The organism is Streptomyces sp. DH24, from assembly GCF_029813775.1.
GTDB lineage: Bacteria > Actinomycetota > Actinomycetes > Streptomycetales > Streptomycetaceae > Streptomyces.
In genome coordinates this window covers 44522-61100 of sequence record NZ_JARVKW010000013.1, presented here as the reverse complement: position 1 = coordinate 61100, position 16579 = coordinate 44522, and the positions used below count along the sequence as shown (strand labels likewise).

Annotated in this window: 16 protein-coding genes; 7 read left to right on the top strand and 9 right to left on the bottom strand. The window is 74.0% G+C overall.

Annotated features, from left to right (window positions below):
* Positions 1 to 22: 22 nt before the first annotated feature.
* Both QC282_RS13180 and QC282_RS13175 read right to left on the bottom strand, forming a co-directional pair.
* Positions 23 to 847: a PaaX family transcriptional regulator C-terminal domain-containing protein gene (locus QC282_RS13180; RefSeq protein ID WP_279549494.1), complete on the bottom strand. Its 825-nt coding sequence runs from the start codon at positions 845 to 847 to the stop codon at positions 23 to 25.
* Positions 848 to 862: 15 nt separating this feature from the next.
* Positions 863 to 2497 (bottom strand): AMP-binding protein, encoded by a 1635-nt coding sequence (locus QC282_RS13175; protein WP_279549493.1) that lies wholly within the window; start codon positions 2495 to 2497, stop codon positions 863 to 865.
* Positions 2498 to 2633: 136 nt separating this feature from the next.
* Between QC282_RS13175 and QC282_RS13170 the strand changes: the two genes are divergently transcribed.
* The 6 genes from QC282_RS13170 (at position 2634) to QC282_RS13145 (ending at position 7103) form a co-directional block, all read left to right on the top strand.
* On the top strand, positions 2634 to 3983 hold the full coding sequence (locus QC282_RS13170; RefSeq protein ID WP_279549492.1) for an acyl-CoA dehydrogenase family protein: 1350 nt from the start codon (positions 2634 to 2636) through the stop codon (positions 3981 to 3983).
* Positions 3980 to 4378, top strand: a complete 399-nt coding sequence (locus QC282_RS13165) for a RidA family protein (RefSeq protein WP_279549491.1) — start codon at positions 3980 to 3982, stop codon at positions 4376 to 4378. The genes QC282_RS13170 and QC282_RS13165 overlap by 4 nt, the downstream gene beginning before the upstream one ends.
* An 82-nt stretch (positions 4379 to 4460) precedes the next feature.
* Positions 4461 to 5285 carry an alpha/beta hydrolase gene (locus QC282_RS13160; protein ID WP_279549490.1) on the top strand — a complete coding sequence of 275 codons (825 nt, stop codon included), beginning with the start codon at positions 4461 to 4463 and terminating at the stop codon, positions 5283 to 5285.
* A gap of 93 nt (positions 5286 to 5378) precedes the next feature.
* On the top strand, positions 5379 to 5822 hold the full coding sequence (locus QC282_RS13155; RefSeq protein WP_279549489.1) for a DUF6299 family protein: 444 nt from the start codon (positions 5379 to 5381) through the stop codon (positions 5820 to 5822).
* Between the two features lie 118 nt (positions 5823 to 5940).
* Entirely contained in the window at positions 5941 to 6525 is a 585-nt protein-coding gene (locus tag QC282_RS13150) for a sugar O-acetyltransferase (RefSeq protein WP_279549488.1), read from the top strand.
* Positions 6526 to 6536: 11 nt separating this feature from the next.
* Positions 6537 to 7103 carry a TetR/AcrR family transcriptional regulator gene (locus QC282_RS13145; RefSeq protein WP_279549487.1) on the top strand — a complete coding sequence of 189 codons (567 nt, stop codon included), beginning with the start codon at positions 6537 to 6539 and terminating at the stop codon, positions 7101 to 7103.
* Positions 7104 to 7209: 106 nt separating this feature from the next.
* On the opposite strand, the gene QC282_RS13140 is transcribed toward QC282_RS13145, so the two are convergent.
* From QC282_RS13140 to QC282_RS13120, 5 genes are all read right to left on the bottom strand, one after another.
* Positions 7210 to 8478 (bottom strand): extracellular solute-binding protein, encoded by a 1269-nt coding sequence (locus tag QC282_RS13140; RefSeq protein WP_279549486.1) that lies wholly within the window; start codon positions 8476 to 8478, stop codon positions 7210 to 7212.
* Positions 8475 to 9497 carry a hypothetical protein gene (locus tag QC282_RS13135; RefSeq protein ID WP_279549485.1) on the bottom strand — a complete coding sequence of 341 codons (1023 nt, stop codon included), beginning with the start codon at positions 9495 to 9497 and terminating at the stop codon, positions 8475 to 8477. The genes QC282_RS13140 and QC282_RS13135 overlap by 4 nt, the downstream gene beginning before the upstream one ends.
* Entirely contained in the window at positions 9494 to 10882 is a 1389-nt protein-coding gene (locus QC282_RS13130; RefSeq protein ID WP_279549484.1) for a hypothetical protein, read from the bottom strand. Before QC282_RS13130 ends, QC282_RS13135 begins: the two co-directional genes overlap by 4 nt.
* Before the next feature lie 90 nt (positions 10883 to 10972).
* Positions 10973 to 13282 carry a tetratricopeptide repeat protein gene (locus QC282_RS13125; protein WP_279549483.1) on the bottom strand — a complete coding sequence of 770 codons (2310 nt, stop codon included), beginning with the start codon at positions 13280 to 13282 and terminating at the stop codon, positions 10973 to 10975.
* Positions 13283 to 13328: 46 nt separating this feature from the next.
* A complete protein-coding gene (locus tag QC282_RS13120; RefSeq protein WP_279549482.1) occupies positions 13329 to 14651 on the bottom strand; it encodes a serine protease in 1323 nt (440 codons plus the stop codon).
* Between the two features lie 100 nt (positions 14652 to 14751).
* Between QC282_RS13120 and QC282_RS13115 the strand changes: the two genes are divergently transcribed.
* Positions 14752 to 15093 (top strand): trypco2 family protein, encoded by a 342-nt coding sequence (locus QC282_RS13115; protein ID WP_279549481.1) that lies wholly within the window; start codon positions 14752 to 14754, stop codon positions 15091 to 15093.
* 53 nt (positions 15094 to 15146) lie between these two features.
* On the opposite strand, the gene QC282_RS13110 is transcribed toward QC282_RS13115, so the two are convergent.
* Positions 15147 to 15818, bottom strand: coding sequence for an MOSC domain-containing protein (locus QC282_RS13110; protein ID WP_279549480.1), 672 nt, complete (start codon positions 15816 to 15818; stop codon positions 15147 to 15149).
* Between the two features lie 17 nt (positions 15819 to 15835).
* On the bottom strand, positions 15836 to 16540 hold the full coding sequence (gene gntA, locus QC282_RS13105) for a guanitoxin biosynthesis heme-dependent pre-guanitoxin N-hydroxylase GntA (RefSeq protein ID WP_279549479.1): 705 nt from the start codon (positions 16538 to 16540) through the stop codon (positions 15836 to 15838).
* Positions 16541 to 16579 lie beyond the last annotated feature (39 nt).

Genomic DNA, 16579 nt, shown 5'->3' with positions numbered 1-16579 from the left:
GCCGCCGGCGGGGCGGGCGGGATCACTCGGCCGGGCCGAGGCCGGCGTACGCCGCTCCCGCGTCCCGCAGCCGCTCGTGCAGCTCACGGAACACGGCGGCCGACCGGACGCCCGGCCAGTCGGCGGGCAGCAGCGGGGCGGGCAGCCCGGGATCGGTGTAGGGCAGGTGGCGCCAGGAGTCCAGGGCGAGGAGGTAGTCGCGGTAGGCCTCCTCCGGCGGGGTGTCCGCGCGCCGCCGCCAGGCGTCCAGCACGCGCGCGTGACGGTCCAGGAACGCCTCGTGCTCCTTGGCGATCGCCGCCAGGTCCCACCAGCGGGCGACCGCCTCCACGGTCGGCGCGAACCCGAGGTGCTCGCCGCGGAAGAAGTCGACGTACCCCTCGAGACGCAGCCGCTGAAGGGTGTGCCGGGTCTCCTCGTACAGCCGGGCCGGGGCGATCCACACGCCGGGCGCGGCGGTACCGAAGCCCAGACCGGCCAGCCGGGAGCGCAGCACGTGCCGCTTCTGCCGCTCGGACTCGGGCACGGAGAACACCGCCAGCACCCAGCCCTCGTCGTCCGGCGCCGCGCCGGCGTAGATGCGCCGGTCGCCGTCGTCCAGCAACTGGCGGGCGTCCGGCGACAGTCCGTACCCGGCCGCGCCCGCCGCCGTTCTCTCCGGGACGAGCAGTCCGCGCCGCTTGAGCCGCGACACCGAGGAGCGCACGGAGGGCGCGTCCACGCCGACCGCGGCCAGGAGCCGGATCAGCTCGGCGACGGGCACCGGGCCCGGGGCGAAGCGGCCGTACGCGCCGTAGAGCGTGACGATGAGAGACCGTGGTGCATGCTGGTCGGACACGTTGATCATCTTAGGTCTTCGGCATCACTGCTGGTCACCCTCGGCGTCGGCGGACGCCCGCAGCCTGAAGCGCTGGAGTTTGCCGGTCGCCGTGCGCGGCAGCGCGTCCAGGAAGACGATCTCGCGCGGGCACTTGTACGGCGCCAGCTCGGACTTCACGAAGGCCCGCAGCGCCTCGGCGTCCCGCCCGGCGCCCTCCTTGAGCACCGCGTACGCCACCACGACCTGGCCGCGCGCCTCGTCGGGCCGCCCCACGACCGCCGCCTCCACCACGTCCGGGTGACGCAGCAACGCGTCCTCGACCTCCGGTCCGGCGATGTTGTACCCGGCCGAGATGATCATGTCGTCGGCGCGGGCGACGTACCGGAAGTAGCCGTCGGGCTCGCGGACGTAGGTGTCGCCGGTGATGTTCCAGCCGTCGCGCACGTACTCGCGTTGACGCGGGTCGGCCAGGTAGCGGCAGCCGACCGGGCCGCGCACCGCGAGCAGGCCGGGCTCGCCGTCGGGCACGGGCTCGCCGTTCTCGTCCTGCACACGCGCGTGCCACCCCGGCACCGGAACCCCGGTCGTGCCGGGCCGGATGTCCTCGTCGGCGGCCGAGACGAAGATGTGCAGCAGTTCGGTGGCGCCGATGCCGTTGATGATGCGCAGCCCGGTCCGCTCGTGCCAGGCGTGCCAGGTCGCCGCGGGCAGGTTCTCGCCTGCCGACACGCAGCGCCGCAGCGAGGTGACGTCGTGCGCGTCGAGGGCGTCGAGCATCGCGCGGTAGGCGGTCGGCGCGGTGAACAGCACCGACACCCGGTGTTCGGCGATCGCGGGCAGCAGCTGGCGGGGCGTCGCCTGTTCGAGCAGGAGGGCGCTCGCCCCGGCCCGCATCGGGAAGACGACCAGTCCGCCCAGGCCGAAGGTGAAGCCGAGCGGCGGGCTGCCCGCGAACACGTCGTCCGCGCGCGGCCGCAGGACGTGCCGGGAGAAGGTGTCGGCGATCGCCAGCACGTCCCGGTGGAAGTGCATGCAGCCCTTGGGACGTCCGGTGGTGCCCGAGGTGAAGGCGATCAGCGCCACGTCGTCGGCGGCGGTCCGCACCGCGCGGTACGGCCCCTCGGGCGCCGGACGGTTGAGGAGGTCGTCGGGGGCGTCGCCGCCGTACGTCGTGATCCGCAGGTCCGGTATCTCCGCCTTGGCGAGGTCGTCGACGGCGCGGACGTCGCACAGCGCGTGCCGCACCCGCGCGATCGCGCACATCGTGGCCAGCTCGTGCGGACGCTGCTGGGCCAGCACGGTCACGGCGACCGCGCCCGCCTTCAGCACCGCGAGCCAGCAGGCCGCCAGCCACGGGGTGGTGGGGCCGCGCAGCAGCACCCGGTTGCCGGGGACGACACCGAGGTCGCCGGTCAGCAGGTGGGCGATGCGGTCGACGCGGGCGCGCAGCTCCCCGTACGTCCAGACGGGGCCGGCGGCCGTGCGGAACACCGGCCGGTCGGCGGGCGGGCCCGACAGCAGCTCGGCGGCGCAGTTCAGGCGGTCCGGATAGCGCAGTTCCGGCAGCTCGAAGCCCAGCTCGGGCCACTGGTCGGGCGGCGGGAGACGGTCCCGCGCGAAGGTGTCGACGTGAGCGGTGGCCCCGGGCCGGGCGCGGGAGGTGTCCCCGTGATTCATGACGATCGCCCCCTTTGTGGTGGTGGGCTCGCACGAGGAGCGTATCGCGTTGGTGACGACAGTCAACGGTTCGCGATAGCCTCGGGAGTGCCCCGGCGACGAGGCAGCGGGGGACAAGCGACCGGGAGGTCCGGGAATGACTGCATTCTCGCTCGAACCGGAACAGACCGCCTGGTGTGCGGAGCTGCGCACCCTGGCAGCGGAACGGCTGCGCCCGCTCGCCGAGAAGGGGGAACCGGGTGCCGTCAACCGGCCCCTCGTCGCCGAACTGGGCGCCCTCGGCCTGCTCTCCCGCCTGTTCACCTCCGGCGCGCTCGACCTGTGCCTGATGCGGGAGTCCCTCGCGTACGCCTGCACGGAGGCGGAGACCGCCCTCGCCCTCCAGGGCCTGGGTGCCCACCCGGTCCACGCCCACGGCACCGACGCGCAGCGCGCCCGCTGGCTCCCCCGGGTGAGTGACGGCACCGCGGTGGCGGCGTTCGCGCTCAGTGAGCCGGGGGCGGGCTCGGACGCGGCGGCGCTGGCACTGCGGGCGGCCCCACGGACGGAGCAGGCCCCACGGGCCGAGCAGGCCCCGCCCACCCCGCAGGCCCCTCCGACCGAGCATGCCCCGCCTGCTCCGCAGGCCCCACGGGCCGAGCAGGCCCCACGGACCCAGCAGCCCCCACGGCCGCAGGCCCTGCCCACTCCGCAGACCCCACCGGACCGGCAATTCCCGCCTGCCCCGTCGTCGTCCCTCGCCGCCGAGCCCGACAGTGGCTCCCGCTGGCGGCTCACCGGCGAGAAGTGCTGGATCTCCAACGCCCCCGAGGCCGACTTCTACACCGTCTTCGCGCGCACCACGCCCGGCGCCGGTGCCCGCGGCGTCACCGCCTTCCTCGTGCCGGCCGACCGCCCCGGACTCACCGGCACCGCCCTGAACATGCTCTCGCCGCACCCCATCGGGACGCTGGCCTTCGACGCCGTGCCGGTCGGCGCCGACGACGTGCTCGGCGAGGTCGACCGCGGCTTCCGCGTCGCCATGGGCACCCTCAACCTGTTCCGCCCCAGCGTCGGCGCCTTCGCCGTCGGCATGGCACAGGCCGCCCTCGACGCCACCCTCGCCCACACCGCCCGACGGGACGCGTTCGGCGGGAAGCTGAGCGACCTGCAGACCGTCGCCCACCAGGTCGCCGAGATGGCGCTGCGCACCGACGCGGCCCGCCTCATGGTGTACGCGGCGGCCACGGCGTACGACGCCGGCGCGGCGGACGTCCCGAAACGGGCCGCCATGGCGAAGCTGCTGGCCACCGAGACCGCGCAGTACGTCGTCGACACGGCCGTCCAGTTGCACGGCGCCCGCGCCCTGCGCCGCGGCCACCTCCTCGAACACCTCTACCGCGAGGTCCGCGCCCCACGCGTCTACGAGGGCGCCAGCGAGGTCCAACGCGGCATCATCGCCAAGGAGTTGTACACAGCCGCTACGCAAGGGGAGGACGTCCCGTGACCGCCGAGCGCGTCAACCCGCCCGACCTGTCCCCGCCCACCGGCTTCTCCCACGCCGTCGTCGCCACCGGCAGCCGGGTCGTCTTCCTCGCCGGCCAGACCGCGCTCGACGCCGACGGCAAGGTGGTCGGCGCGACGCTCCCCGAACAGTTCACCCGCGCCCTCACCAACCTCCTGACCGCGCTGCGCGCCGCGGGCGGCACCCCGGCCGACCTCGCCCGCGTCACCGTCTACACCACCGACGTCGCCGCCTACCGCGCCCACGCCCGCGAACTCGGCCGGACCTGGCGGGAGTTGTTGGGCCGCGACTACCCGGCGATGGCGGTGGTCGAGGTCGTACGCCTGTGGGACGAACAGGCGATGATCGAACTGGACGGCTTCGCCCTGCTGCCCTAGGTCCTGTCCTCGCATTCCCGTCGTCGCCCGAAGGGCGTCGCGCGGCAGGCGCCGGTTCCCGGACGCGGCCTAGCATCGCGGCATGCCCCACATCGAGCTCAGCGCGGGGACCGTCGAGTACGAGGACACGGGCGGCGACGGGCCCGTGCTCGTCCTGCTGCACGGCCTCGTCCATGACGCCACCGTCTGGCGCAAGGTCGTCGCGCAGCTCCGGGCCGACCACCGGCTGATCGCGCCGACCCTCCCGTACGGCGCCCACCGCAGGCCGATGACCCGGCCGCCCACGCCGGACCTCGTCAACGAACTCGTCGTGGAGTTCCTCGACCGCCTCGACCTGCGGGACGTCACCCTGGTCGAGAGCGACTGCGGCCGGGCCCAGACGGTCGCCGCCCGGCACCCCGAACGGCTCGCCCGTCTCGTCCTGATCTCCTGCGAGGCCTTCGACAACTACCCGCCCGGCCTCCCCGGCAAGATGCTCGCCCTGGCGTGCGGGCTGCCCGGCGGCATCGCCCTGCTGGTCCGCGTCCTCGGCCTGAAACCGCTGCGCCGCCTGCCCGTCGGCATCGGCGCGCTCACCAGGCATCCCGTGCCGGACGAGATCGTGGACGGCTGGCTGCGCCCGCTGCGCACCGACCCCGCGATCCGCCGGGACTTCCGGCACTACGGCACGCACGTCCGCCGCACCGAGCTGCTGGAGGCCGTCGAGGGACTGTGCCGCTTCGACAAGCCCGCGCTCGTCGTGTGGGCGACCGAGGACGTGATGATGCCCCGCGAGCACGGCACCCGCCTGGCCGGTCTGCTCCCGCGGGGGCGGCTCCTGGAGATCGCGGACTCCCGGACCCTGATCGCCGAGGACCAGCCGGAACGCCTCGCCGCCGCGCTGCGGGACTTCGTCGCGGGACTGTGAACGCGGACTCGCCACCGAAGGGGTGACGATCACGCCCCCGGGGGCGGACGCCGGGTACCTGTGGAGGCCCCTACACCCCCAGGAGGTACCCCCGTGTTCCTGCGTCCTGTTCTCGGCGCCGCCGCCGGCGCCGCGCTGCTGCTGGCCGCCCCCGCGGCCCCGGCGGCCGTCGCCGCGCCCGAGCCCGTCGCCGCCCACGAGACCGTGACCGTCGACCCGACGGGCCGCATCGCGGCGGACGGCACCGTCACCCTCTCCGGCACCTACCGCTGCTCCGGCAACACCGGGCCGGTCTTCGTCAGCTCCTCCGTCGGCCAGAGCAGCTCCACCGTCCGGCACGGCATCGGCGGCACCCGCGCGGTGTGCGACGGCCTGGAACACCGCTGGGTGAACACCGGCAAGCCCTACTCCAGCACCCTGACGGCCGGGTCGGCCCACGTCGAGGCGACCCTGATGGAGCTCCGGCCCGTGAACGGCCTGCCCGTGCCCGCCTTCCACGCCGTGCAGAGCCAGGACGTCACGCTGGTCCAGGCCTGACAGAGGGCTGAGAACCGATTCCGCGCGTCACGAGAACGGGCGGCCGGACACCCCGGCCGCCCGTTCTCGCGACACGGGGAGTGTACGTCCGTACGTCCCGGAGTGTACGATCGTACGCATGTCGACGACGGACCACTTCGCCGGGGATTCCCGCACCCAGCTGGAGCGCATGCTCGCCGGGGACCTCTACATCGCCGACGACCCGGAGATCGCCGGCCGTCAGCAGCGCGCCGTGCGGCTGGCCGCGCGCTACCAGGCCGCGTACATCGAGGACCCCGACGCGGCCCGCCCCCTGCTGGCCGAACTTCTCGGCTGTCTCGGCGCGGAGGCACACGTGCGGCCCCCGCTGTACGTCGACTACGGCAGCTCGCTGTCGATCGGCGCGCGCACCTTCGTCAACTTCAACCTCACCGCCCTGGACGTCGCCGCCATCACCATCGGCGAGGACTGCCAGATCGGCCCCAACGTCCAGCTGCTGACCCCCACCCACCCCGTGGAGCCGCAGCCCCGGCGCGACAAGCTGGAGGCGGCCCGGCCCATCACCATCGGGGACAACGTGTGGCTCGGCGGCGGCGCCATCGTGCTCGCCGGGGTCACCATCGGGGACAACAGCGTGATCGGCGCCGGCGCGGTCGTCACCAGGGACGTGCCCGCGAACGTGGTGGCCGTCGGCAACCCGGCGCGGGTCGTCCGCGCGCTCTGACGGGACGGCACATGGCAACCGGACACACCGACCCCCAGCGCCGCGAGCGCATCATCGCCGCCACCCTCGACCTGATCGCCGACGAGGGCCTCGCCGGCGTCTCGCACCGCAAGGTCGCCGCCCGCGCGGGCGTGCCGCTGGGATCGATGACGTACCACTTCCGCGGCCGGGAGGACCTGCTGCGCGAGGCGTTCACGCGCTTCGCCGACGGCGTCGTCGCCACCTTCGACGTCCACCTCGGCGGGGCCGCCGACGCCGACGAGGCCCGCGCGGCGGTCGTCGACCTGATCCACCGGCTCTCCGACGGGCCGCAGCGCGACCTGGTCCTGACGCACGAGCTGTACACGCTCGCCGCGCGGGAGCCCGCCTACCGGGAGCTGACCCGGGAGTGGATGCGCCGCAGCCGGGTATGCCTGGAGCGCCACTTCGACCCCGCGACCGCCCGTCAACTGGACGCGCTGATCGAGGGCCTGGCGCTGCACCGGGCGCTGGACACCGACCCGCACGACCGCGCGCTGACCGCCGAGGCCGTCGCGCGCGTCACCGGCGGCCCGGCCCGGCCCGGGTCCGCCGCATGAGCCGCCCGTGCGGCACGGACCTGACACCGTGCCGCACGGGCTCGACCGCCTCCCACGCCGCTGACGTGCGGGCACCGCGCGAGACGCGGCGGCGCCGCCCCGGCGCTCACCGCGTACTGCACACCGTCTTCGGCGCCGCTCTCTTCTCGACGCCCTGGACGGACTGCGCGTCCTGCACCCGCTGCACGTCCTGCAGGAGGCCCGGAACGTCGACGTCCGCACCGGCGGCGGCCCGTGCGACGGTCAGCAGAACCGCCTCGTAGAAGGCGTCCCGCACCGCGGGCGCCATGACGTCCGAGGCGTCGAGGCAGCGGGGCCCCGCACCGAGGCGTCGCGCGATCTCGCGCTCCAGCGGACCGCCCCGCGGCTTCACCTGACGGTTCGCCGAGAAGACCTCCGCCAGATCGGCCCACTTCTGCTGGCCCTCCTTCGAGGCCAGCCGCTGGATCAGCGCGCGGGCGGCCGGGCGGTCGCTGAACAGCGCCGCGAAATCACCGGTCACCTCGCGCGCCCGGACCCGGCCCCCGCCGCCGGGCAGCAGCGGGGCGGAGTCCATCAGGCCCGCCCGCTCCGCGTCACCCCTGTAGAAGGAGGGCGCGAAGGAACCCTGGTGCTCCAGGGTGCACCCGCCCCAGCCGTCGAACAGCAGCCCGCTGCCGTCCGGGGCGCCGCGGTGGTCGGTGAGCAGAGCGTGCTTGGCGGCCTGCCTGTTCTGCCGGAGCAGACCGGCCCAGGCCTCCCAGGCGGCGCGCACCGGCTCGCTCCGCCACCACTGGGCCGTGCCCGCGCCCAGCGCCCACTTCTCGTAGACGGCCGGGCCCTCGCGTTGCAGCACGAGGTCCTCGATCCAGTCGGTGCCGGGCCAGCCCGAGGCGCCGTCGTCACCCATGCCCATGCACCAGCTGTCCACCGGAGCGGGGGAGTCGACCGGCCTGTCGCCCTCGCGGTACCAGACGATGCTCTTCAGGTCGGCCTTGACCGGGACCCAGTAGACGTGTTCGGAGGGCGAGCCCGTCGACTTCCAGGGCGCGCCGTACTCCTGCGGGATGTAGAGCTCGTTCAGCGGCTTCAGGAGGTCCTGGTCGGCGTACTCGGCGAGTTCGCCGATGCCCGGCATGATCACGATGTCCGGGGGCTCCCCCGACTGCACCTTGGAGAGCAGCACCTCCCGCTGGGCCGCGGTGCCCTGGTAGCGGAACGGGATGCCGAAGCCGCGCAGCAGGCTCTCGAACCGCTCCTCCTGCGTGGCCGTCCACGTACCGAGGATGGTCACCGGCTCCTCGTCGTCCTGCTGCACCCACGCCACCACCATCCCGCCGGCGGCCACCAGCAGCATGACCACGACGAACACCAGCATCTTGAACCGCCGGGTCACCGCCGCCTCCAGTAGTCGTTGTCGAGGCGGAGGCCGAGCCCCAGCGCGGGCAGGACGATGGCCAGCAGACTGCCGACGAACGCGCCCCGGTACACCCCGTCCGTCCAGGCGGCGTCGGCCATCCGCTGGCGGAGGCTCTCCGACTCCTCCGTCACACGCTGCTGCGCGTCGGCCAGCCCCGGGCCGCCGCGCTGGGACACTTCGGTGATCTGCCGCAGATCCCTGATCGCCCCGGCGAGGTCGTTCTCCGTGGAGGCCGCCGTCATCACCGGCACCACCGCGAGCAGCACGGTGAGGACGAACGCCGCGAGCAGATACGGATTCCAGTCCCGGCCGCAGCGGTCCCGCAGCACGAACAGCGCCGACAGCAGCGTCAACAGCACCGCCATCAGGGCGAGTTCGGCGAGCCACCAGCCGCCGCGCTGCCAGCGCCCCATGGTGGCCGTGGCCTCCGCGTGCCCCAGCTGCGCCCGCTGCAGCGCCTCCAGACGGGGGGCGAGCCCCACCGTCTCGCGGGTCAGCAGCGAGTCCGCCTCCTCCAGCTTCTGCTCCCGCATCAGCGGCTGGTCACGGTAGAGGGACGCGCCGAGGCTGAGCGAGTTGCTGTACGTGGCGAGCAGGCCCTTGACCGTGCCGAGGTCCTGGTCCGTGCGGTCGGCGATACGGGACAGGCCCTGGTCGGCGGCCGAGAGCTGGGACCGGTAGGTCTCGCCCGAGCCCGCGACGCCGATGAGCTTCATCCGCACCAGGGCGTGCGCCTCCTGGTGGGCACGCAGGGCCGCGAGCCGGGTCGCCGCAAGGCCTTGCACGGCCGGCGCCTCACGGGACGCGAGGGATTCGGCACTGTGCTGGATCTGACGGCACGAGAGGAACAGGGCCGACGACGCCACGGCCGCGAGCACGAACAGGACCAGCAGATGCACCTCCAGCAGCCGACGGGTCCGCCAGGGGCTCAGGCGCCTGCGCCAGTACGCGGCGGGGGAGTACCGGCGCAAGGACGCCCCGGGTCCGGCCGTCATCGCAGCCTCTCCCCGCACGCGATGCAGAAACGGGCCTCACGGCCGGCCGGGTGGCCGCAGTCGCCGCAGCGCGGGCCCGGCCGGGCGCCGACGACGCCGGCCGGGGGCCAGCCGGTACGGGAACCGGCGCGCAGGATCATCGGGCGGAGGCTGCCGGCGTCGACGTGGTGCAGCCGGACCCGCGTCTCGGGAAAGTCCCCGATCTCGCCGACCGTGCGGATCACGTCCAGCACCCAGTCCGTGCCGAGCCGCACGGCGAGCCGGGCGGCCTGCCCCAGGCACTCCTCGGCGACCTCCCGTTGGTTCTTCTCGGCGGCGACGAGTCCCCGGCGCAGCGCGTTGCCCATCCTGGCGGTGTCGTTGAGGTCCCGTACGCTGCCGGCGCCCGCACCGGCGTCGGGCGGTAACCGACCGGGAAGCCGCCAGCGGGCGGTGACCGGCGCGTGGACGTCGCCGATGGAGACCATGGCGAACTGCAGCTCGGTGTCCAGCGGGTCGCCGTCCGCGTCGGCGACCAGCGTGAGCAGGTAGTCCCGTCTGCCCTGCTCCCACTGGTGGGTCGGGAAGCTCCAGCGGTCCGGCCGGCCGCGCAGACGCAGCCCGCCGAGGCGGTGCGGCCGGGGCGACCTCTCGCTGAGCGAGACCTGGCGCACGGCGGGTCGCACGGTCACGTCGATCGGCAACTGGGGCGTGTGCACCCGGCGCAGCCGGTGGATCGCGGCCGTGATCGCGCGGCCGAGCCCGTCGTCCACGAACTCGGCCGTGCCGTGCAGCCGTTCGGCGAGGGTCAGCAGGGGGTCGGGGTCCCAGTCCGCGCCGACGGCGAACACATGGCAGGTGAACTGCCCCGCACAGGCGTCCAGTTCCGCCTCCAGACGGGTCTCACCGGCCGCGCTGCTGCCGTCGGTGATCAGCACCAGATGGCGTACGGAGACCGGCCGGCCGACGAGCAGGGCGCGTGACGCGGCCACCCAGGCGGCGTACCCGGCGGGACGCGGACCCTCCCGGTGCAGGGGGAGCGACCCCGCGACGAAGACGGCACGGCGTCTTTCGTCCCGGTCGGCGACGGCCCACTCGGCGTCGCCCCGCGGATAGCACCGGACCGGCGCGGGGCCGCTGCCGAGCACCGCGAAGGAGATGCGGTCGGGCAGGGCGCGCAGCACCGCCGGCAGGGCGTGCCGGACGGCCGCCCGGTTGGATTCGGCGACGTCCACCGCGATGACCACGGCGAGCTGGGCCGCGGGCAGGTCGCCGGGAGCGCCGTCGGCGGCCACGTCCACCTGGAGATGCGCCTCGATCTTCGCGCTGCGGCGCGGGTGCGGGTCGCCGTCGAGGTCGACACGCAGTCGGATGCCCGGCTGCGGCGGCCGGGTGGGGCTGCTCATGTCGTACGTCACCGTTCCTTCGCCTCCGTCGCCGCGGCACACCGGGAGCCGGGTGCCGGTCCGTCTGTCGTGCCGTGCGGTCAGAACGATTCAGAACACCGTCTGAGGCCGTATCGCGTGCATGAGGTCCACGAGAAGCTCGTGGGCGGCGGCCGTTTCCTGGTGGCGGGCCGCCAGCCGCCGGTAGTGCGCCTCCAACCGCTCGCGCAGCTCCCGCTCCGGACCGCTCAGACGCCTCAGGCCGCGGGCGTCGAGCCGTCCGGCACGCCGTCCCGCAGGACCGGGCCGGTCGCCGAGGTGGTGCACCGCGTCCAGTTTCCATTCGTGCAGCTCGGTGCTCAGCCGCAGCGCCTCGTCCCCGGACAGGCTCGGCTCCCCGGCACCCGGGCTGCGGCCCACGAGGCCGGGCAGTTCGGCCAGCGCCGCGTCGACCTCGTCGGGCGCGGGCAGCGGATCACCGTCTCCCGGCAGCCGGGCGGCGCGGATGCGCAGGGAGGCGATCCGGGCGACGGTGTGGTCCAAGGTGCCCGGCCGGACCCGGCCGAGGACGTCGATGGCCGACCGGCGGTCGTGCGCGCGCAGCGCGAGCCTGGCGAGGCCGAGGGCGGCGCCGCCGTGCGCGGGGTTGCGGGCGAACACCGTCTCGTACAGTTCCCTGGCCGTGGGCTCGGCCGTGTCGTCGCCGAGCCACTCCGTGCAGTAGGCGAGGGCCAGCTTGGGCGCGTACTCGCCGGGCAGTTCCAGGTTGACCCGAGTGAAGTGGGCCCTGGCCTCGGCGACCTGCGCCCGGTCGCCGTCGAGGCCGGCGTTGCGCAGCGCGAGCAGGGCGCGGTGCCACTCCAGCCGCCACCGGCGCACGGCGGGCGGCCCGGGGACGGAGTCGGCCGTGTCGAGCTCCTCCTGGGCCAGGTCCAGGTCCCGCCGGGTGTTCCGGCTCAGCAGGACACGCACGTTGTGCAGGCAGATCTCCACCGAGCGGGGCTTGTCGCCCTCCTGCGCCAGCAGCCGGCGCGGGTCGTAGCCGCTGCTCACCTCGAACCGCGCGGCCTGCGGATCGCCCCGGTACGGCCTCGGCACCGGCAGGCAGGCGGCGATCTCGGTGGGCGTGGGCGCACCCGGGTCGAGGGCCGGCGCCACGGGAGGCTCGTACCGGTCGCGGCGGGGGCGGCGCAGCCAGTGCTCGATGCCGGGCACCGTGCCCAGCCGGGCGCCGAGCAACTGCGTGGACGGCCGGAAGTAGTCGGAGGGCTCGGGCGGGTCGCTCTTGCCGCGCAGCGCCCGGATCTCCCGCAGGGCGCCGCGCAGTTGGCCCACCATTTCGCGGGCGTCGGTGAAACGCCGGTCGGGGGCGGGCCGGACGGCGCGCTCGACGACCCCCTGGAAGGAGGCGATGCCCAGGCCGGGTACCTCGGCGACGGCCCAGCGGGCCAGTTCCCGCAGGGTGACGCCGACCGTGTGCAGGTCGTGGGCGACGGTGGGCATGCCCGACACCCCGGTCTCGGGCGCCATGTAGTCGGCCGTGACATGGGCGGGCGGCTGGCTCTGGCCCTGTTCGCGCATGCCGCCGAGATCGATGACCTTCACGCCGTCCCTGTGGTGCACGACGTTGGACGGCTTCATGTCCCCGTAGACGAAGACCCGTTCGCCGTCGGCGTGCAGATGGGCGAAGGCCTCCAGGATCTGGCAGCCGTACGCCGCGACGTGCTCGATGTCGAGGACGAACTCACCGCGCCTGACCTCCTCGATCACCTTCACCAGCGTGCCGTCGCCGACGTCGTCCATGACGATGTGGCCGCCGGTGACCCGACCGGTGGCGTCGCGCCGGGCGACGAAGTCGCGGATCTGGACGATGCGGGGATGGCGGATGGCGACGAGGTTGCGGCGTTCGACGTCGGCGAGCCGGGCGCCGTCGTGCTCGTAGCGGTTGAGCAGGCCCTTGACGGCGACGACGTCACCGAGATGGGTGTCCTCGGCGAGATGGACCCAGCCCTGGCCGCCGTGCGCGATGGGCCCCATGATCCGGTACTGGTCGCGCAGCATGTCGCCCTTGGCGAGTTCGGGCCGGTACGAGTAGCGCGTCCCGCAGGCCGGGCAGTACCCCTCGATCGGCACCGTGCCCTCGGTGTAGGGCGGGGCGAAGGTGATGCCGCAGTCGTCGGACGAGCAGCCCATGCGGATGCGCGGCGGCGCGTCGGGACTGAGGAGGCGTTCCTCGGCGGGGCGCGGCTCGCGCTCGGGCAGCGCCAGCAGCTCGCGGGGGCCGAGTTCCCGCGGGTCCTCGGGCAGTTCGGGCAGCCCGGGGTCGTTCCGCGCGCGGCCGCACACCGCGCAGTAGCCGGTGGGCAGCACGGTGCCGCCGCAGCGGGCTCCGGTGAAGTGCCGGTGCGGACAGACCGTCATGCCGTCCTGGCCCTCCTGTCTCGCCCCGGCCGGGCGCGGCGGCGCGTCACCGTCGGCCATGGCGGCTCAGGTCGGCGCGCAGGGCCCTGATCAGCGTGCGCAGCCGGGTGAGTTGCTGCTGGGGGTCCCTCACGTCGTCGATCAGCCGGCGTACGGCCAGGTGCCGGTCGGCGGTCTCGGTGACGGAGCCGAGGGAGGCGCTGTCGACGATGTCGCGGCGGATCGCCTGGCTGAACTCCACGCACCGCAGCCGCTCCAGCAGCATGTCCGCGTGGCTCAGGAGCGCGGGCTGCAGAAGCCGGTCGCGGGACGCGGTCCAGCCGGGGCCGCCCTCCTGGCGGAAGATGAGCAGCAGCCGGAAGCCGAGCACCCGCAGCCGGGCCAGGACGTCGATCAGGTCGCCGGGCCGGGGCTCCTCGTCGAGACCGTCGACAAGGACCGTGACCGGCCGGCCGGGCGCGCAGTCGGTCGCCCGCGCGGGCCGCGGCTTGGCACCGCGCAGCCAGTCCCAGTACGCGAGGTACTCAGTGGCCGGGAAGGCGACCCGGCCCAGGGCGTGGTCGATGAGGTCCGGCCTGCTGGCACCGCCGCGGTGGACGACGTGGGCGCGGTGCGTCAGATGGCGCAGCGAGCGGTCCTTGCCGCTGCCCGGCGGCACCACGGTGATCTTCACCGGGTCCTCGTCCGGGTCGTCGAACCACCGCGTCAACCGCTCCTCGAAGCCCACGTCCCAGGCGTGCGGGCTGCTCAACTCCTTGATCACGGGGGAGAGTTCGGCGATGCGCTCGACCGGGATCAGATACGAGAAGGACAGCCGGTTGTCCTCGGGCAGCAGCGCGCCCAGGTCGCCGCGCCAGCTGACGACGAGGCCAACCACACGGGGCGGACTGCCCTCCCGGGGCCGGGTGCACACGGCGGCGCCGCTGAAGCCCGCGCGCACCACCTCCGCCCTGGTGACGGCGTCGAGCTGCACCCGCTCGCCGCTGGCGCCGCCGATACGTCCCCACAGGCTCATGCCGTCGTCGAAGCCCTCCGCGTAACCGGTGGCGTACACCTCCATGCCGCCCCACAACCCGGGCTCCAGCGGGGCGCGGCGGGCCTGCGGACGAGGGCTGTCCAGACGCAGTACGGCGACGTCCTCGCCGCTCGCGCCGTCCGGCAGCCAGCCGCCGGGCATGACGCGCGCGGCGACCGGTTCGAGCGCGCTGTTCTCGGCGAACTCCAGCCACATCACGGCGTCCGGACGGCGCACCACGTGCGCACAGGTCAGCGCCGTGTACTGGTCGACGAGCACGCCGGCGCCGCAGACCGGGCCGTGCGCGTCCTCGCGCCGCAGCCTGAGCCTCCAGTCCGCACGCAGTTCCCCCATGGCGTCTCACACTACGTGCAAAGCCTGGTGCGTCCCTAGACTTGTGGGCGGCGTGGACCGGCCAATCGACCTGAGACGGCGGTGCTTTGATATGAGGGACATGGAGCCGATCGGCCTCGCGGAGGCCATCGGCGCGGTCCGCGCGGAACTGGCCCAGGCCCAGGCCGAAGGCGCGGACAGCGACTGGCGGTTCAGCGTGGAGCAGGTCAGCCTGGAGTTCTCGGTGCAGTTCCACCGCTCGGGCGAGGGCGGGGCGGGACTGCGCCTGGGCGTGGTCGAGGCCCGCCTGGGCGGCACGGTGAGCCACGACGCCACCCACCGCATCGAGGTCGCCCTCAAGCCCCTTCCCCGGCCGGACGGGCGGCATCACGAGGTGAGCCGGGAGAGCGGTGCCGGGGGGCTCTTGCGGGGGGTGGAGGGGGGATCGCTTTCGCGGGGGTGATGATCCGGGCCGGGAGCGGGGGCGGGGGCCCCGTCCGGGGATGGGCAAGCGGGCTAACGGTCGGTGCCTGCGTACTTGGCGGTGTACTGCTGGGCGATCTGCAGTTGTTCGCGCTCCATCCAGGGAGCGGCCACGAGGACGTCGGGCAGCTTCGCCCGCTCGGTGGTCACCGCGCGGAACAGGCGGGACACGGTCACGTCGTGGTCCGGGCGGTGCACGACGGTGATGTGATCGCCCGCGCTGACGTCGCCCGCCTCGATGACGCGGAGCATCGCTCCGGGGGAGGCGGCGCGGGTGAAGCGGCGTACCCAGCCCTTCTCGCCGAGCCGGCCGGCGAAGGTGCGGCAAGGGATACGCCCGCCGGTCACCTCCAGGACGGTGCCGGGGCCGACCCGCCATCGCTCTCCGATCAGCGCGTGGCGGAGGTCCATGCCTAGGACGGTCAGGTTTTCGCCGAAGGAGCCGTTGCCCAGCACCCGGTTCAGCTCCCGCTGCCAGTCGTCCAGGTCTTCCCGGGCGAAGGCGTACACGGCGCGGTCGGCCCCACCGTGGAAGCGCAGGTCGCACACCGTGTCACCGCCGACGCCGCTGCCCGCGAGGCCGGGTGGCCCCGCCGGGGCCACCCGGACCGGCCCGTCCACCGGCTGCTTGTCGATTCCCGTCACGCCGCCCGGGGCGTCCGTGTAGGGCACCGCGCGGGCCCGGCCGGTGTTGACGCTGAGCACGGAAGCATGCGAGCCGTTCACGCGTCGGGCCGGGGCGTGGCCGGCTCGGGGTCCGCGGCTGATCCGTCCCGAGCGACGAAAGGGCAGTGCCACTGCGCGTCCGTCTGCATCCCCGAGTACTGACGCGCCTCGGACGACTCGCCGAATTCGGCGAGGTTCGGGTTGATGGAACCCTGCAGGCGCATCTCGCGCTCGCGGATGCGGCGCTGGAGACCCCCGTAGACGCCGTTCTCCACCAGCCGGCGGAACTGGTGGTGCGAGTTGAACGCTATCGCGGGGAACGGCAGGCGCCGGGTGATCCTCGACGCGTTCTCGTGCAGGCCCACGACGAAGAACGGGTGCCCGGCCACGCTGAAACCGAACTTCGGGGAGTGCGGATCGCGGTCCGCGCCCTCCGCCCAGGCGAAACCGCGGTCGGCGTCGAAGGCGTGCAGGTCGGTCAGCTGCCGCCACAGCAGTGTGTGGAAGTCGGGCTCCGGGAGCCCCGACGGCCCCTCGAAGACGGCGACGATGGTGGCGAAGTTCTGCTCGTCGTTGAGGTCGCGCGAGACGAACTCGGTGAGGGCGCCGTGGAGCGCGGCCGTCGCACTCCCGGTGCCCATGACCCCCACGTGGACCTGGCGCAGGCTCCCGCGGCGCAGGGCCGACTTGGCCCCCAGGCAGGAGAACTCCTCGCTCTCGATCCAGGCCGTCAACTGGTCACGGACGGGTACGGCTGTCATGAAACCTCTCCCTCGAAGTATCGGCCAGCGTGCTGTGCA

Bases quoted from the DNA above. Each gene is read 5' to 3' on its own strand.
- QC282_RS13145 (WP_279549487.1), top strand. From the start codon at position 6,537: ATGGCAACCGGACACACCGACCCCCAGCGCCGCGAGCGCATCATCGCC.
- QC282_RS13180 (WP_279549494.1), bottom strand. From the start codon at position 847: ATGATCAACGTGTCCGACCAGCATGCACCACGGTCTCTCATCGTCACG.
- QC282_RS13130 (WP_279549484.1), bottom strand. From the start codon at position 10,882: ATGAGCAGCCCCACCCGGCCGCCGCAGCCGGGCATCCGACTGCGTGTC.
- QC282_RS13175 (WP_279549493.1), bottom strand. From the start codon at position 2,497: ATGAATCACGGGGACACCTCCCGCGCCCGGCCCGGGGCCACCGCTCAC.
- QC282_RS13135 (WP_279549485.1), bottom strand. From the start codon at position 9,497: ATGACGGCCGGACCCGGGGCGTCCTTGCGCCGGTACTCCCCCGCCGCG.
- QC282_RS13150 (WP_279549488.1), top strand. From the start codon at position 5,941: ATGTCGACGACGGACCACTTCGCCGGGGATTCCCGCACCCAGCTGGAG.
- gntA (WP_279549479.1), bottom strand. From the start codon at position 16,540: ATGACAGCCGTACCCGTCCGTGACCAGTTGACGGCCTGGATCGAGAGC.
- QC282_RS13160 (WP_279549490.1), top strand. From the start codon at position 4,461: ATGCCCCACATCGAGCTCAGCGCGGGGACCGTCGAGTACGAGGACACG.
- QC282_RS13170 (WP_279549492.1), top strand. From the start codon at position 2,634: ATGACTGCATTCTCGCTCGAACCGGAACAGACCGCCTGGTGTGCGGAG.
- QC282_RS13125 (WP_279549483.1), bottom strand. From the start codon at position 13,282: ATGACGGTCTGTCCGCACCGGCACTTCACCGGAGCCCGCTGCGGCGGC.
- QC282_RS13115 (WP_279549481.1), top strand. From the start codon at position 14,752: ATGGAGCCGATCGGCCTCGCGGAGGCCATCGGCGCGGTCCGCGCGGAA.
- QC282_RS13120 (WP_279549482.1), bottom strand. From the start codon at position 14,651: ATGGGGGAACTGCGTGCGGACTGGAGGCTCAGGCTGCGGCGCGAGGAC.